The 16,487-nt window shown below is 72.8% G+C and carries 12 protein-coding genes; 4 read left to right on the top strand and 8 right to left on the bottom strand.

Features of this window, described 5'->3' with window-relative positions; genetic code table 11:
- Positions 1 to 101: 101 nt before the first annotated feature.
- Both F563_RS0101745 and F563_RS0101740 read left to right on the top strand, forming a co-directional pair.
- Complete coding sequence (locus F563_RS0101745; RefSeq protein ID WP_019012919.1) at positions 102 to 1,097, top strand: ABC transporter substrate-binding protein; 996 nt, start codon at positions 102 to 104, stop codon at positions 1,095 to 1,097.
- 9 nt (positions 1,098 to 1,106) lie between these two features.
- Positions 1,107 to 2,744 (top strand): ABC transporter permease, encoded by a 1,638-nt coding sequence (locus F563_RS0101740; protein WP_019012918.1) that lies wholly within the window; start codon positions 1,107 to 1,109, stop codon positions 2,742 to 2,744.
- 89 nt (positions 2,745 to 2,833) lie between these two features.
- Here F563_RS0101740 and F563_RS0101735 read toward each other — a convergent pair whose 3' ends face one another.
- The 3 genes from F563_RS0101735 to F563_RS21205 all read right to left on the bottom strand — a co-directional run bounded on the left by F563_RS0101735 (position 2,834) and on the right by F563_RS21205 (position 6,664).
- Positions 2,834 to 4,000, bottom strand: a complete 1,167-nt coding sequence (locus F563_RS0101735; protein WP_019012917.1) for an acetyl-CoA acetyltransferase — start codon at positions 3,998 to 4,000, stop codon at positions 2,834 to 2,836.
- Positions 4,001 to 4,068: 68 nt separating this feature from the next.
- Positions 4,069 to 5,820, bottom strand: a complete 1,752-nt coding sequence (locus tag F563_RS0101730; RefSeq protein WP_019012916.1) for a thiamine pyrophosphate-binding protein — start codon at positions 5,818 to 5,820, stop codon at positions 4,069 to 4,071.
- A 16-nt stretch (positions 5,821 to 5,836) separates the two neighbouring features.
- Positions 5,837 to 6,664 (bottom strand): hypothetical protein, encoded by an 828-nt coding sequence (locus F563_RS21205; RefSeq protein ID WP_019012915.1) that lies wholly within the window; start codon positions 6,662 to 6,664, stop codon positions 5,837 to 5,839.
- A gap of 77 nt (positions 6,665 to 6,741) precedes the next feature.
- On the opposite strand from F563_RS21205, the gene F563_RS0101720 reads away from it, so the two are divergent.
- Together F563_RS0101720 and F563_RS0101715 are read left to right on the top strand one after the other, a co-directional pair.
- On the top strand, positions 6,742 to 7,737 hold the full coding sequence (locus F563_RS0101720) for a thiamine pyrophosphate-dependent dehydrogenase E1 component subunit alpha (protein ID WP_019012914.1): 996 nt from the start codon (positions 6,742 to 6,744) through the stop codon (positions 7,735 to 7,737).
- Complete coding sequence (locus F563_RS0101715; RefSeq protein ID WP_019012913.1) at positions 7,737 to 8,744, top strand: alpha-ketoacid dehydrogenase subunit beta; 1,008 nt, start codon at positions 7,737 to 7,739, stop codon at positions 8,742 to 8,744. Before F563_RS0101720 ends, F563_RS0101715 begins: the two co-directional genes overlap by 1 nt.
- A gap of 89 nt (positions 8,745 to 8,833) precedes the next feature.
- Here the strand turns inward: F563_RS0101715 and F563_RS0101710 are convergent, their stop codons facing one another.
- From F563_RS0101710 to F563_RS21200, 5 genes are all read right to left on the bottom strand, one after another.
- On the bottom strand, positions 8,834 to 9,529 hold the full coding sequence (locus F563_RS0101710; RefSeq protein WP_019012912.1) for a CmcI family methyltransferase: 696 nt from the start codon (positions 9,527 to 9,529) through the stop codon (positions 8,834 to 8,836).
- Positions 9,526 to 10,815, bottom strand: coding sequence for an ABC transporter ATP-binding protein (locus F563_RS0101705; protein WP_019012911.1), 1,290 nt, complete (start codon positions 10,813 to 10,815; stop codon positions 9,526 to 9,528). Before F563_RS0101705 ends, F563_RS0101710 begins: the two co-directional genes overlap by 4 nt.
- Positions 10,812 to 11,660, bottom strand: coding sequence for an ABC transporter permease (locus F563_RS0101700; protein ID WP_026299240.1), 849 nt, complete (start codon positions 11,658 to 11,660; stop codon positions 10,812 to 10,814). Before F563_RS0101700 ends, F563_RS0101705 begins: the two co-directional genes overlap by 4 nt.
- A 67-nt stretch (positions 11,661 to 11,727) precedes the next feature.
- Positions 11,728 to 15,336 carry a glycosyltransferase gene (locus F563_RS0101695; protein ID WP_019012909.1) on the bottom strand — a complete coding sequence of 1,203 codons (3,609 nt, stop codon included), beginning with the start codon at positions 15,334 to 15,336 and terminating at the stop codon, positions 11,728 to 11,730.
- A gap of 3 nt (positions 15,337 to 15,339) precedes the next feature.
- Positions 15,340 to 16,473 (bottom strand): class I SAM-dependent methyltransferase, encoded by a 1,134-nt coding sequence (locus F563_RS21200; protein ID WP_019012908.1) that lies wholly within the window; start codon positions 16,471 to 16,473, stop codon positions 15,340 to 15,342.
- Positions 16,474 to 16,487 lie beyond the last annotated feature (14 nt).

Here is a 16,487-nt window from a genome sequence, read left to right as displayed (position 1 = left end):
TTCCCTCGCCGACGTCATCAGAACTTCACACGCCACCCCCTGCCGGGCGGGGCCGCGCCGGCATAGATCACCGCGCGCCGCACGATAACGGGAGTCCCTCCATGCTGCTCGGCCGCCGCCCCCTCGCCCGCCTCGCCCTCGCGGGCCTCGCCCTCCCCGCGCTGCGCCCGGCCCGCGCGGCGGTCTCGGGCACGCTCGTGCTCTACACCAGCCAGCTCGAACCCGACGCCGCGCGCACGGTCGAGGCGTTCAAGGCGCTGCATCCCGGCGTGCAGGTGGAGTGGATTCGCGGCGGCACCGGCCAGATCATGACCCGGCTGCGCGCCGAGATCGCCGCCGGCGCCCCGCGCCCGGACGTGCTGCTGCTCGCCGACAGCCTGACCTTCGAGGGGCTGAAGGCGGAAGGGCGGCTGCGCCCCTCGCCCGAGGTGAAGACCGCCGGCGTGCCGGAGGATCACGTTGCGGCGGACCGGAGCTATTTCGGCACCAAGCTGATCACCACCGGCATCATGCACCATCTGCGCGCGCCCTTCGTGCCCGCGCGCTGGACGGATCTGGTCGATCCGCGCGCGCGCGGCCAGGTGGCGATGCCCTCCCCCGCCGTTTCGGGCGCGGCCGCGATCCACGTGCTGGCGCTGACCCAGAACCCGGCCCTCGGCTGGCCCTATATCGAGAAGCTGGTCGAGGGCGGGGTGCAGGCGCGCGGCGGCAACGGCCCGGTGATGCAGGCCGTGGCGGGGGCCGAGCGCGCCTTCGGCATCGTGATCGACTACCTGCCGATCCGCGAGGCGGCGAAGGGCGCACCGGTGCGCTTCGTGTTTCCGGAGGACGGTGTGTCGGCCATCACCGAGCCGGCGGCGATCCTGTCCACCGCGCGCAACGTGCCGGCCGCGATCGCCTTCCTCGACTTCCTGCTTTCGCCCGAGGGCCAGCGCCTGGCCGCGAGCCAGGGCTTCCTGCCGGCCGATCCGTCGGTGGCACCGCCGCCGGGCTTCCCCGATCCGCGCACGATCCGCATCATGCCCCTCGACGCCGCGCGGGCGGCGCGGGAGCAGGAGGCGACGTTGAAGCGTTTCGCGGCGCTGACGGGGAGCTGACCGGACTTCATGGCGCGTGACGGGCGGGGGCTCGCCGCTCTCGCCCTTCTCTGGCTCGTGCTGATCGGCGCCGTGCCGCTCATCCGCCTGCTGGCGGAGGGTGCGGCCGGCCCGGGCGCGACGCTCGCCGATCCGGCGATCTGGCGCGCGGCCTGGCGTTCGCTCGTGGTCGCGTGCGGGGCAGCCGGCTTCGCTGCGGTGCTGGGAGCGGCCCTCGCCTGGGCGCTGCTGCTGCGCGGCCCCGTCCCGGCGCGGCGCGCGATGGTGTTCTGCGCCGTGCTGCCGGTGCTGGTGCCGCCGCAGGTGATGGCGCTCGGCTGGATCCAGGCCGCGGGACCGTCCTCGCCCCTGCTGCTGGCGCTCGACCTCGCCCCGCCGCTCGGCACCACCAACCCGGTGTACAGCCCGGGCGGGATGATGCTGCTGCTCGGCGTGCAGGGCACGCCGCTGGTGTTCCTGACATTGGCCGCGACGCTGCGCCGCGTTCCGGGCGAGGCGGTGATGGCCGCTCGCGGCCTCGGTGCCGCGCCGGAGGCGGCGCTCCGGCACGTGGTCTGGCCGCTGCTGGCCCCCGCGCTCGCGGCCGGCGCCGGGCTCGCCTATGTCGCCGCCCTCGGCAATTTCGGCGTGGGCGCCCTGATCGGCATCCCGGCGCGCTACATCGTGCTGACCGTGCTGATCTGGCAGAAGCTCTCGACCGGCGGGGCGACCGCGCTCGCCGAGGCGGCGGCGATCGCGCTCCTGCTCGCCGCGATGGCGGCGCCGGCGCTGGCGCTGCAGGGTTGGGCCGCGCGCGCCGCGCCGCTCGCCGGGCGGCTGCCCTTCGCGCCGATCGCGCTCGGCAGGGTCCGAGGAGGCGTGGCGGCGCTGGTGCTCGCCTATCTCGCCGCCGTGCTGATGGTGCCGCTCGCCGCCCTCGCCGCGGCCGCCTTGGTGCCGGCCGTGGGCGTGCAGATCGGCGCCGAGACGATCACGCTGCGCAACTTCACCGCCGCGCTGGCGCCCGGCTCGCATACCGCGCGCGCGATCGGCAATTCGCTGACCCTCTCGCTCGGCGCGGCTTCGATCCTGGCGCTGGCCGCCCTGCCGATCGCGTTGTCGTTGCGCCGGCGCGAGGTGAAGCTCGGCTCCGCCGCCGCCGACCTGCCCTACGCGCTGCCGGGCACCTGCACGGCGGTCGCGGCGATCCTGGTGGTGCTCTCGGTGCCGGGCGGCATGGCGCTCTACGGTTCACTCGCCGTGATCCTGCTCGCCTACCTGACGCGCTTCCAGGCGCTGGCGCTGCGCCCCGTGGCCGCCGCCGCCGCGCGGCTCGATCCGCTGCTGGATCATGCCGCGCGCGGCATGGGCGCGGGCACGCTGCGCCGCGTGGTGTCGATCCACGCCCCGCCGCTCGCGCCCGCGCTCGCGGCCGGGGCGATCCTGGTGGCGCTGACCGCGATCAACGAGGTGACGGTGTCGGTGCTGCTCTACGGCCCGGGCACGCAGACGCTCGGCGTGCTGGTGTTCACGCTCCAGGAGAGCGGCCAGTCGGCGCAGGCGGCCGCGGTGTCGTGCCTCGCGCTCGCGCTGATGGCGGGGCTGATGGCGGCGGCCACGCTGGCGGCGCGGCGGCTGCCGGCGGGGACGCTGCCATGGCGGCCCTAGAGCGGATCGCACGCGGCCGGACTCAGCCGTGTGCGTGAAGATGCTCGCAGGGAATGACCGGAGCGGTTTCCACTCTTGTGGAAACCGCCCTAGCGCAGGCGTTCCAGGATCGAGACGTAGTTCGCGACCGCCGCCCCGCCCATGTTGAACACGCCGCCGAGCGTGGCTCCAGGCACCTGCATCTCGCCCGCCTCGCCCATGAGCTGCATCGCCGCGAGCGCGTGCATCGACACGCCGGTCGCGCCGATCGGGTGGCCCTTCGCCTTCAGCCCGCCCGAGGGGTTCACCGGCAGGCGCCCCCCCTTCGCGGTCGTGCCGTCGAGCGCGACACGCGCGCCCTGGCCGCGCGGCGCGAGCCCCATCGCCTCGTATTCGATCAGCTCGGCGATGGTGAAGCAGTCATGCGTCTCGACGAAGGAGAGGTCGTTCAGCGTCGTGCCGGCGGCGTCATGCGCGCGCTTCCAGGCGAGCTCGCAGCCCTCGAACGCGATCGGGTCGCGCTTCGACATCGGCAGGAAGTCGTTCACCTGCGCCGCGGCGCGGAACCCGACCGCGCGCGCCATGCCCCGCGCCGTCTCCTCGTCGGCGATCACCAGCGCCGCCGCGCCGTCGGAGACGAGGCTGCAATCGGTGCGCTTCAGCGGCCCCGCGACCAGCGGGTTCTTCTCGCTCACCGTGCGGCAGAACTCGAAGCCGAGATCGCGCCGCATCTGCGCATAGGGGTTGCCCACCCCGTGCCTGTGGTTCTTCGCCGCGATCGCGGCGAGCGCGTCCGAGGCATCGCCGTGGCGCTGGAAATAGGTCTGCGCGATGCGGCCGAAGATGCCGGCGAAGCCTGCCTCGACCTGGTCCTCCTCGCGGCGATAGGACGCGGCGAGCAGCGCATCGGCGATCTGCGCGGGCGAGGACGCGGTCATCTTCTCCGCGCCGACGACGAGGGCCACACGCGCCTTGCCGGCGCGGATGTCGGCGAGCGCCGCATGGATCGCGGCCGAGCCGGTGGCGCAGGCGTTCTCGTGCCGGGTCGCCGGGGTGAAGCGCAGCGCGGGCAGCGCCTGGAACACCATCGAGGCGAAGAAGTCCTGCTTCGAGAACCCGGCATTGAACACGCCGACATGCACGGCACCGACATCCGCCGGCTCCACGCCGGCATGCGCCAGCGCATCGGCGGCCACGGTCGCCATCAGCGCCTCGACATCCGGCTCCTCGCGCTTGCCGAAGGCGGAATGCGCCCAGCCGATGATGCACGGGGTCATGGGGGTTCTCCTGCTCTACGCGCCGCGGCGGGCAGGGTTGGTGTGGCGGCTGCCCGCCGCGGCGACGATCATACCGGCCGGTCGCCCTTCTGGACCGTGAGGGTGCGGTTGTCGACACCGGGCAGCATCCGCGCCGGATCGCGCGTCACCACGATGTCGAGCACCGTCGGGGAGGTGGTGTTGGCGAGCCCCTCGCGCAACGCGTCCTCCAGCGCCTCCGGGTCCTCGACCCGGATTCCGTGGCAACCCATGGCGCGCGCGACCGCCGCATAGTCCATCTCGGCGAGGTCGGAGGACTGGTAGTTGCCCGGCCCGAACACCGCGTGCTGGAGCGCCTTCACGTAGCCCGAGGCGGCGTTGTTGAAGATGCAGACGACGATCGCGGCGCCGAGCCGGCGCGCGGTCTCGAGCTCGCCCATCGACATGTTGAACCCGCCATCGCCCGTCAGCGCGACCACGCGGCGCTTCGGCCCCACGCCGAGCTGCGCGCCGATCCCGCCCGGCACGCCGTAGCCGATCGAGGCGAAGCCGCGATCGGGGACGAAGGTCCGGCCGGCCTGCTTGGTGTCGAAGAACAGCCCGCCCCAATGGGCGGCGAAGCCGCCATCGGCGACCAGCACCGCATCCGCCGGCAGCACGCGGTTGAGCGCGCCCATCAGCCGCCCGACATTGATCGGCCGTTCGGCGGACTCCAGCCGCTCGCGCGCGCCCTGGCGCCACTTGGCCATGCGTTTCGGCACCGAGGCGACCCACTCGGCGCGACCGCGCGCGCGCGCGCTGCCGTCGCCCAGGAACGCCGCAAGATCGGCGAGGGCGAGGCGCGCATCGGCGGCCAGCGCGACATCGGCGCGCGTGGTGCGCCCGATCTCCTCGGCGACGATGTCGATATGGATCAGCCGCTTGCTCGGCGGGATCAGCGCGAAGCGCCTGGTCGCGATCTCGCCGAGCTTGCAGCCGACCACCAGCAGGCAGTCGCTCTCGGCGATCATCGCGTTGGCGATCCGGTCATAGCGGCCGAACAGCCCGGCCGAGAGCGCGTGCGTGCACGGGATCGCGCCCTTGCCCGACATCGTGTGCGCGACCGGGATCCCCTCCCCCTCCGCGAGTGTGAGCAGCGGGTCGTAGGCCTCCGACAGGTGAACCCCGCCGCCGGCCAGGATCAGCGGCCGCTCGGCCTCGGCCAGCATCCGCCCGGCCGCGATCAGCAGGTCCGGGTCGGGCCGCGTGCGCCGCGCCTGCGCCTTCAGCGTGCCGGGATCGATCCAGAACTCGGCGGCGTCGAACTCGTGCTCGCCATGGGCGACATCCTCCGGCACCTCGATCAGCACCGGGCCGGGCCGGCCCGAGGTCGCGACCGCGAAGGCGCGGCGCAAGAGCTCGGGCACGCGCGACGTCACCTCGATCCGGATCGCCTCCTTCACCGCGGGGCGCAGGATGTCGAACTGGCGCGCCTCCTGCGTCATGTTCTTCCAGGCGTGCTGCCGGTTCGCGCCGCCCGTGATGGCGATCATCGGCATGCCGCCGTTCAGCGCCTCGATCAGCCCGGTGGTCAGGTTGGTCGCCCCCGGCCCCAGCGTGCCGTCGCAGATGCCGGGCCGGTTGGTCACGCGCGCATAGGCATCAGCGGCGAAGGCGCCGCAGCGCTCGTCATTGATCAGCGCGTGCCTGAGCCCGAGCGCGCGGCACGCCTCGTAGAACGGCAGCAGCTGGAACCCGCCCATGCCGAACATCGGACCGGCGCCCGCGAGCTTCAGCATCTCGGCGAGTGCGGCCCCGCCCGTCATCCGGCGCAGCGTGTTCGAAACCGGCGTGGCATCCATGCGTGGCGTGGTCCCCTCAGGCGATCTTGCGCGCCGCGGCGTCGAGCAGCGCGTGAACGAACGCGCGGCAGGTCTGGCCGACGCGCCCGCCCATGCGGGCGGCCGTGTCGTTGACGGCCGAGACGATGCCGTCGGTCCAGGTGGACATGGCCTCGCCGATCCGCGCGCTTGCCGCGTCCACGGTGGCGCCGGCGATGCCGCGCGCATCGAGTGCGGGCAGGCGCGAGAAGCCGGCGCCATCGATGCCGCCGCCAGCGTCGTTGTAGACCGCGGCGAGCACGGGCTGCCTCACCGCCGTCTCCGGCCGGCCGCCGAGCAGCCCGCCATGGCTGCCTGTCACGACGACGTGGCCCGCATCCTCGGGCACGACCAGGCTGTTGGAATCGAGCGCGAAGACGCGGATCCCGGCGCGGCCGGCCTCGGCGATCTCGGCGCGCGCCTCGGCGATCTCGGGCACGTGCGGCGGTTCCAGCAGATCGGCCGCGGCGAGCCGCTCCAGCGCCTCGGCCGCGCGCATGCCCACCGCAAGGCCGAGGGCGGCCGCCTGCGCGTTCACCGTGCTCAGCACCCCGCGCGCGAGCCCGTCCGCGCCGTCGCCGATCCGCGCCGAGAGATGCCCGATCGCGGCGGCCGGCACGGCGATGCGCGCGAGCCAGTCGAGCCCGGAGACGCCGGCGCGGTCGCGGCCGATGCCGGCATCGTGCAGGATCACGCCGCCGAGGCCGCGATGCGCCGCATACCACCCCGAATAGATGCCGCCATGCGAGGCGCAGAGCGCGGCGCGCCCGCGCACCCCGTCGGGCAGGTGGGTGACGCTGTCGAGCACCAGGGGATCGCCGGCCATCGCGCCACTCCTTCGCGCACGCGGCTTGATTGTTGAGCGCGGTTCCGCAGGATGCGCAAGAGGACCAGGGGACCCGCATGGCCGACACGGCACCGACCGGACACAACACGCGCCGGTGGCTCGATCTCTACCGCACCATGGTGCGCATCCGCGCCTTCGAGGAGACCGCACTCGCGGCGCACGCGGCCGGGCAGATGCCGGGGCCGCTGCACGTCTCGATCGGGCAGGAGGCGGTGGCCGCCGGGGTGTGTCTCAACCTGCGCGCGGATGACCGCATCACCTCGAACCATCGCGGCCATGGCCACGCGATCGCCAAGGGCGCCGGCATCGCGGGGATGATGGAGGAACTCTTCGGGCGTGCGGGGGGCCATTGCGGCGGCAAGGGCGGGTCGATGCACATCGCCGATTTCTCGGTCGGCATGCTGGGCGCGAACGGCGTGGTGGCGGGCGGGATTCCGATCGCGGTCGGCGCGGCGCAGGGGCTCAGGCTGCTCGGCTCGGATGCGATCGTCGCCTGTTTCTTCGGCGATGGCGCGATCAATCGCGGGCCGTTCCTCGAAGGGTTGAACTGGGCCGCGCTCTATCGCCTGCCGGTTCTGTTCGTCTGCGAGGACAACGGGGTCGCCGCCTTCACGCGCGCGGGCGAGGTGACCGCCGGGGCGGGCGCGGTCGCGCGCGCCGAGGCCATCGGTGTGCCGGCGGAGAGCGTGGACGGCAACGACGCGGCGGCGGTGGACGCGGCCGCCGGCCGCCTGGTCGCCTCCGTGCGGCGCGGCGACGGGCCGCACCTGCTGCATCTCCGCACCTTCCGCCTGCTCGGCCATACCAGCACCGACAAGGCGGCGTGGCGGCCGGAGCAGGAGGTGGCGGAGGCGCGCACGCGCGACCCGATCGCGCGCCTGCGCGCGCGGCTGATCGAGGCAGGCGCGGCGGACGCCACGCTGGATGCGATCGCGGCGGAGGCGCGGGCGGAGATGGCGGCGGCGCGCGACGCCGCGCTCGCCGCGGCCTGGCCCGATCCGGCGACCGCCTGGACCGATGTGCTCGACACGCCTGCGCCGGAGGCCGCGTGATGGACGCGCCCGTGACGACCGAGACCCTGACGCTGGTCGAGGCCGGACGCCGCGCCGCCCTGCAGGAGATGCGGCGCGATCCGCGCGTGTGGGTGCTCGGCGAGGACGTCGCGCGCGGCGGGCTGTTCGGCCAGTACCGCGGCTTCCTCGACGCGTTCGGGCCCGACCGCGTCGTCTCGACGCCGATCAGCGAGAGCACGATCATGGGTGCCGGGCTCGGCGCGGCGCTGGTCGGCACGCGGCCGATCATCGAGATGCGCATCTTCGACTTCGTGATGTGCGCGATGGACGAGCTCGTGAACCAGATCGCCAAGATCCGCTACATGTTCGGCGGCCAGGCCAAGCCCGCGGTGGTGGTGCGCATGCCGCACGGCATCTGGCGCAACTCGGCCGCGCAGCACAGCCAGACGCTGGAGTCCTGGTTCGCGCATCTGCCGGGCGTGGTGGTCGCGGCACCGTCCACGCCCGCCGACACGGCCGGGCTGCTGGTCGCGGCGATCCGGTCCGATGACCCCGTGCTGTTCTTCGATCCGAAGAACCTGTTCGGCGTGACCGGCCCGGTGCCGGCCGAGATCGATCCGCTGCCCTTCGGCCGCGCGCGCGAGGTGCGGAACGGCAACGACCTCACCCTGGTCGCGTGGTCGGCGATCCTGCCTGACTGCGAAACGGCCTGCGATGCGCTGGCGGCCGAAGGGATCGGCGTCGATCTGATCGACCTGCGCACGCTCTGGCCGTGGGACGAGGAGGCGGTGGCGGCCTCGGTCGCGCGCACGGGACGGCTGCTCGTCGTGCACGAGGCGGTGCAGGCAGGGGGCTTCGGCGCGGAGGTGGTCGCGCGCACGATCGAGCGCCTCGGCCCCGCTTCGGTGAAGGCGGCGCGACGGCTGGGCGCGCCGCGCGTGCCGGTGCCGTTCTCCCCGCCGCTGGAGGAGGTGGTGAAGGTGACGGCGCCAAAGATCGTCGCCGCGGCGAAGGCGACGCTCGGCGCGCCGGCAGCGCCGCGCTAGAGCGGTTTCCACATGAGTGGAAACCGCTCTAGGGTTTGCGTTCGAGCATCTTCACGCCCACGGCTGATTCCAGCCGTGGGCGATCTGCTCTAGGCGATCCGGCGGATGTAGCCGTCCGGGTTCCAGGTCACGTTCGGCCCGAATCGGTCACAGCGCGCGCGGTCGATCTCGTAGAACCCCGGGTGCTCCTTGAGGAAGGTGTGGATCGCCTGGAACGGCCCGCCCTCGTAGCCGTGCAGATCCTCCGCCTCGGCGATCGAGATCATGCCGTCCTCGACGATCAGATAGTCGCCGGGCACGGCATGCGCGTGGAAGAACTCCATCGTGTTGAGCACATTGCCGTAGACGTGCGAGGCATCCTCGATCATCAGCAGCGGCCGCGGCAGCGCGCGCATGAACGCGTCGTCGATCGAGTCGCTGATGCGCGCGGTGTCGCAGAAACGGAACTCGACGCCCGGGTAGGAGAGGTCGGCGGGCGGGCGGATGTCGAAGGAGTACACCTTGGCACCGAGGCCGAACGCGGCCACCTGGTCTGCCAGCCAGATCGCACTGCCGCCCTCGTAGGTGCCGAACTCCATGATGGCGCGCGGGCGCAGATCCTGCAGCAGCTCGGCATAGATCGCGAGATCCATCGGGCATTTCACGGCGAGCCGACCCTTGTAGCGGTAGTCGACCACGCCGAGCTGCATCGTGTTGACGAACGCGGCGCTCATGCCGGAGCGGACCGGCACGCGATCCTTCTTGGGCAGGCCCGGCCGGACCCGGGCGGTGTCGTTCGGTGTCATCCCGATGTCTGTTCCCCTGCGTCCCCGTGCAGCGCCTCGCCGCTGACATCCGTCAGCTCGAGATTGACGAGCGACGAGACGTGCAGCGCGGGCGTCGGCTCGACCACGATCTCGACGGCGTCGAAGCGCACATCCTCCTTGATACCGTCCTCGCGGGCGAGCGCGGCAGTGAGGAAATAGGTGCCGCCGGCGAGCGTGCAGCGGAACCGCAGGCGATGGACGCGCCGCTCGCCGGCGGCGAGCCCCGGTCGCGGCGCACGCCCGGCCGACGCGGTATCCCAGCCGAAGATCTCGAACCCCTTGGTGTCGCGCACCAGCACGCCGTAGTGCAGCGGGACAGTATCCGCGAAGGCGACGATCTCGAGGCGGATCTCGTAAGGCTCCAGGCTGCGCAGCCGGCAAACCGGCGCGCCATGCCGATCCACGATCTCGACCCGCGCGATCTCGACCGACCGGATGCCGTAGCGCATCTCGCGCCCGTCCGCCGCTCTCGGTTCGCCCGTCCCGGACGTCTCTGAAGGCGCCTCGGATGCGACCGCGCTGCGCGCCGGCTCGTTCCTGCCGAACAGCAGCTCGTGGTAGAGGTTGCCCACCTCGTTGGGCTCGCCGTCGGCGATGATGCGCCCGCGCTCCAGCAGCACGGCGCGATCGCAGATCGCCACCACGGTCTGGATCGAGTGGCTGACGAACAGGATCGTCCGCCCCTCGCTCTTGAACCTTCGGATGCGGTCGAACGACTTCAGCTGGAAGCGCGCATCACCGACGCTCAGCGCCTCGTCGATGATGAGCACGTCCGGATCGACCGAGGTCGCGACCGCGAAGGCGAGCCGCGCCTGCATCCCGCTCGAGTATGTGCGCAGCGGCCGGTCGATGAACTCCTTGAGTTCGGCGAAGGCGACGATCTCGTCCAGTTTCGCCTTCACCTCCGCCCGCGACATGCCGAGGCACATGCCGCCGAGCAGCACGTTCTCGCGGCCGGTGTAGTCGGGGTGGAAGCCGGTGCCGAGCTCCAGGATCGCGGCGATCCGCCCGTCCACCCGCACGCTGCCGGCGGTCGCATCGAGCGTGCCGGCGATGATCCGCAGCAGCGTGCTCTTGCCCGCGCCGTTGCGGCCGAGCACGCCGAGCACCGTGCCCGCGGCCAGGTCGAGCGAGACATCCTGCAGGGCGACGAACTCGGCGTGCCGGCGCCGCCCCGTCAGCGCCTCGACCAGCAGGTCGTGCGGCCGCGGCCAGAGCCGGTAGGCCTTGCAGAGCCCGGCGATGCTGACGGCGGGGCGGCTCACAGCGCGTTGCCGAACATGGGCTTGAGCGCGCGGAACACCCGCCAGCCGAGCGCCAGCGTGAGCGCGCCGATGAGCGCCGCGGCGACCCAGGCGAGCGGCCGCGTGATCGCGCCGTAGAACAGCGCATCGCGCAGGCACCAGAGCGGATAGCTGAACGGGCTCGCATGGAAGGCGAGTTCGAGCCACTGGGGCGTCGCCGCCGGCGCATAGAGGATCGGATGCAGGAACAGCCCGACCGTGAGCAGCAGCGCCACCACGTCCTTGAGGTCGCGCAGCATGACGCCGGCGGCGGCGAGCAGCAGGGCGATCCCGACCAGCAGCGCGGTGAAGAACACGAGTGCGGCCGGCAGCAGCACCAGCAGGCCGAACAGGCTGCCATGGCCGGCGGCGAGCGCCGCGCCGACCGCGACCAGGAGCCCGATCGCGAGCGTCGGCGCCGCGCCGAACACGGTCTTGATCGGCAGGACCTCGCTCGGGAACACGATCTGCTTCACCAGGTTCGCATTGCCGACGATGGCCTGGGTCGATCGCGCGACGGCATCCTGCAGCGCCACCCAAGGCCCGAGCGCGGCGAGCACATAGGCCACGAAGGCAGCGCTGCCCTCCGCCTCGCCCAGCCGCGCACGGAAGATGACGGCGAAGGCGAACACGTAGACGCCCATCAGCAGCAGCGGCGAGAGCACCGCCCAGGCCGAGCCAAGGGCGCTGCCGACATAGCGGTTGCGCACCTCGCGGCCGGCCATGGTCAGGATCAGCTCGCGATGGCGGCCCATGAACCGGGCCACCTCGAGCAGGGCGCCGGCGTTCAGCGGCGGGCTGAGCGCCCTGCGAGCGAGCCCGCTCATCGGCGGCGCGACGCGCGAGCCAACGCTGCCGCGGCGGACCGCGCGCACACCACCACCGCCGCGCCGGTCACGCCGCGCCGAGCGCGCGCACAGGCTGTTCGGCCGGGTCGCTACGGCCCGCCGAAGTGTCGCGCGACAGCGCACCGGCCGGCATCTCGAGCCCGTAGGCCTCGATCGTCTCCGCGATCATGCGCGCCATGCCGAAGCGCGCCCGGACGAAGCGCGGCCCCTCCCGGCGCGCGCGCGCCAGCGCCGCGCGGTCGCCCGCCAGCGCCAGCACGGCCTCGGCGATCCGTGTCGCATCCCGCTGCTGCACGACCGTTCCGCTCATCCCCTCGGCGACCGCCTCCGGCGCGCCGCCCGCCTGCGTGCACACCACGGCCGTGCCCATGGCCTGGGCCTCGATCAGCACGTTCGGCAGCCCCTCGCCGTAGGACGTCAGCAGGAACACGTCCATCATCCCCATCGCGCGCAGCGGATCATCCGTCACGCCGGCGAAGGTGACGCGCTCGGCGATGCCGGCCGTCGCGGCCCGGTTCCGCATCTCGGCCTGCAACTGGCCCTGGCCGAACAGGATGAACCGGGCCGAGGGCAGCCGCTGCGCGATCAGCGCCGCGGCATCGAGCCAGAGCAGCGGATCCTTCTCGGCGACGAACCGGAACACGCCGCCGATCAGCACGCACTGGGCGGGAATCCCGTGGCGCAGGCGCTCGGCCGCGCGTTCGGTCTCGGTCAGCGGCGCGCAGTCCTCGGCCGCGATGCCGTTGTGGATCACGCGGATGCGCTCGCGCGCGATGCCGATCCAGTCGGCATAGTCGTCGGCGCCGGCACGGCTGTTGTTCAGGAAGTGCACGTTCGCCAGTCCGGCGAGGCCACGGTAGGCCGCATCCATGTAGGGCTGGTAGAGCGCGAAGTGGTAGGGTGCCAGATTGCGCCCGGAGAGCACGATCCGCGGCACGCCCGCGATCGCCGCGGCGAGGCCGGCGCGCACGCAGTCCCAGTCCAGCCAGGCGTGCACGACCTCGGGCCGCGCGCGGCGGAACTCGACGACGAGGTTGGCGATGTCGACGACCACGCCCTCGGGCAGCGCCCGCCCGGATTGGTGCAGTACCGCCGGGAACGCCGGATCGGAGCTGCTGCGGACGACCCGTTCGATCTCGCGCGCGGGGATGCCGGCCTCGATCAGCCGGCCGAGGTGGAAGTCGTGGCGCGCGGGGCCGCTGTTGAGCACGTGCGCGAGCAGGGAGACGTCGCGCAGGCCGGCGCGGGCAAGCCCGACCAGCGTGTTCGCCACCTGCCGCTCCGCCCCGCCCGGCGCCAGATTGCCGCAGACCAGGATGACCCGGCCCGGCACGGCGTCGCTGCCCGGCCGCGCCCCGGCCAGCATCGCCGCCACCGCCGCATCCATGCTGGAGAGTCGCCGGACGACGGGGGTCGGAACGGGGGCCTCGGGCCGACGCCGTTCCACGCGTCGTTCGATCTGTCGGAGCACGCCGTCGCGCAGCTTCAGGAAGGCGCCGTGCAACCGCACGCGCAGCTCCTGCGCGCGATGCAGAACCGGCAGCGGCAGGGGAAGCCATTGCCCGGCGACCGGGATCCGGAACTCGTGCAGACCGTGCCGCCAGGCCTGGCCGAGCAGAGGCCGGGTCAGCCGCCGCGGCGAGCCGATGAAGTAGACGCCGCGGCACTCCGGGGGCACGAGAATGCCGCCGTTTCCTCCCTCCCTGCCGCACTGGCCCCGGTCGGAACGGGCGGATTCGAATTCCTCGCGCGTCCAGACGGCGACGATCGAGGTGCCCCTGAGGCAATGGGCCCGGATTTCCCCGGTCACGGGACCGTCGATCAACACACCGAACGCGGGCGCGCCGGTGCGGCGGCAATGCTTCAAGGCCGAGTCGAGCAGCGCCTCGAACGGCGACCTCGCCCCGGTCGCGGACTCACGCCCCGCCGGCGCGACCGCCGCCGCTACAGCCGCGACCGATGCCCCGCCGTCCCCCTCCGTCGCCGGAGGGACCGGCGCCACGCCCGCCGCCGACGCCTCCTCGGACCGCTCGGCAGCGGCCGGGGCCGCCGGCACGACGGCCGCCGCCTCGGGGCCAGAGTGCCCCTCCGCCGCCGCACCAGCCACGACTGATGCCCCGCCGTCCCCCTCCGTCGCCGCAGAAGCCAGCGCCACGCCCGGCGCCGACGCCTCCTCGGACCGCTCGGCAGCGCCCGGGGCCGCCGACACGACGGCCGCCGCCTCGGGGATGGAGTGCGCCTCCGCCGCCGCCGCGCGCTCCGCGAACAGGGTGCGGAACGCGTTGGCGTAGTGCACCTCCAGCAGGTCCTGCTGTTCAACGAGCTCCGCGCGCTCGGGCGTGATCGCGGGCAGCGCCTCGGCCCACCGCAGCGGCGCGGCACCGCCGGCCCCGGGTGCCGCGACCACCATGTTGCAGAGCGCCGAGGACACCCGCTCCTGCCGATCGGCGTCGCGGTAGAGGAAGGTCGACGGCGCGAGCACGAGCGGCGGCCATTCCCGGAGCGTCAGCCCCGCGCGCGCCGCCTCCGTCACCCAGCACGCGAGCGGCCGGCTGAAGCGGCATGCCGCGCCCATCTCGCCGGGAGGCGTGCGCAGGAACAGCGCCGGGATCCCGGCGCGGGCCAGCGTCGTGAACAGTCCGGCGAAGGCCGGATCGGCGAGCGTGTCCGGACCTCCGGCGGAGACCACGAGTGTCGCCGCCGGATCGGCCTCGGCGATGCGGGCGAACGCCGCGTCGGCACGATCGGGGCGAAGCGGCAGCGTGCCGATATCGACCAGAGGGGCGAAGGCCTCGGCCAGGACCGGCGCGCCGGTGTGCAGTTCGAGGATCCGCCGCGCGCCGGTGTGGCGCAGCACGGCGGTGGCGAGCGGGGTCCTGAGCGCGGCGATGCGCGGCACGAGCAGCGGCTCGTCGCGGAGGCGCGCGGCGAGATCGGCGCGCATCGCCGGGCGGAACAGCGTCCCGATCGAGGGGTAGAGATCGGCGAAGGGCGGATGGAGGAGCCGCCACTCGGGCGCGCCGGCGAGGAAGCGGCCGATGCCCGCGCGCACATTCGTCCCCCATATGCCGACGCAGTCGTGCATCAGCACGACGCCCGACGGCCCGACATGCCGGGTCGCCAGCGCGACGTCGCCCGCGACCACGTCGGCATAATGGAGTCCGTCGATGAAGGCGAGGTCGAACGGGCCGCGCGCGGCGCAGACCTCCGGCCCGACCACCGGCACGCGCAGATCCGGATCCTGCCGCCGCGCGGCGAAGGTCGACCCCGAGGAGAAGCCGCCCGCGACGAAGTCCAGCCGGTCGGCGATGCCGAGCCGTGCGGCGACTGCACGCGCGATCTCCTGGGTCCGCCGCGTCGTGTCGATCGAGCCGAGCCGCGAGCCCATGCCGCGCATCTCGACCTCGATCGGGAAGTTCGGGTCGATGGAGAGCACGCGCGTGCGGCCGCCGCCGGCAAGCGCGATCAGCATGGTGCTGAGGCCGACGAAGGTGCCGACCTCCAGGACCGTCCGCGGCGCCTCGGTGCGGATCGCGCGCACGAGGTCGGCGACATCGGTCGCCGGCAGCGTCCACTGGCCGATGATCTCGTGCGGGAACCCTTCCTCGGCGTAGGCGGCGACCACCTGCCGGAACAGCGCCTCGGCGTCGCTCATCCGCTAGAACCGCTCGCAGTAGGCGTAGGTTCGGCCATTGGTGTTTGGATCCGACCCGTCCGAGGAGGAGAAGGAGAGCGTGGGGCCCCAATGCGAGAACCGTCCGCCGCCGTAGCGCGCGATATGCGCATGGACGCTGTGCGCGAGGCCCAGCATCACCCCGTCCTCGTACAACATCAGGCGCGAGCGCTGCGGCTGCTCGTTCGAGTCGGCCACGGCTTCGAGGCCGGGAAGCCCGGCCGCGTACTGGCACCCGCCCACATGGGTGAAGGGGCCGCTGAGCGGGATCAATGCGCGGGTGGCCTCGATCTCGGCCCAGCGCGCGCTGAGCCCCGGATCGGCGAAGACATACTCGGTGCAGCCCTGGCCGGCCTTCACATTGACGAGCGTGAGGCCGAACTCGTGCCGACAGAACGCCTGCGTCTCGGCGAGGCTCGCGAAGTCCATCGGCCAGCCGCCCAGCCAGTCGCGCACATCGGTCCAGAACGCCATGCCGCGCAGGCCGTAGTCGCGGATCGCGCGCAGCGGATTGCGTCCCGCCTTCAGCTCCGGAAGCAGCACCACCCGCGCCGCGTACTGCCATTCCATCAGCCGCCGCCGCAGGGGCCCGGCGAGATTGTACCGGCGCTTGATGTCCAGCCAGTAGGCGGGCGGCGGGTCGACGTAGTTGTCGGATGAATAAAGCGCAATGTAGAAATCACCGCCCGGTTTCAGCGGGATCGCGGCATTGCGCACGGCCGTCCACATGTCGCCGGTGTGGTGCAGCACGCCCCAGGAATAGACGATATCGGCCTTGGGCAGCGACGCCATCTGGGCGGCGTCGAGCACCGAGCCCTGGAACACCTCCCAGTTCGGCGGATCGCCCGCGAAGCTTTTCACCCGCCTGGTCGTCGCCACCGAATCGGGATCGTAGTCGAAGCTGATCACATGCTCGGCACCGAGGCGCAGGGCCGCCAGGGAATGGATGCCCGAGCCGCAGCCGATGTCGAGGAAGACCTTGCCGCGGAAATCATCGAGCCGAAGCATCCCGGCCATGTGCCGGCGCGAGTCCTCGATGGCCGCGTCACTGAGCCGCGTGTCGACGAACTCGGCCCAGTTCCTGCCGAAACCGAAGCGCATCTCCTCGGCCAATGCCATCGATCAATCCTGCC

The sequence above is a fragment of the Elioraea tepidiphila DSM 17972 genome (assembly GCF_000378465.1).
Lineage (GTDB): Bacteria > Pseudomonadota > Alphaproteobacteria > Acetobacterales > Acetobacteraceae > Elioraea > Elioraea tepidiphila.
This window is presented reverse-complemented; position numbering and strand designations above follow the sequence as displayed.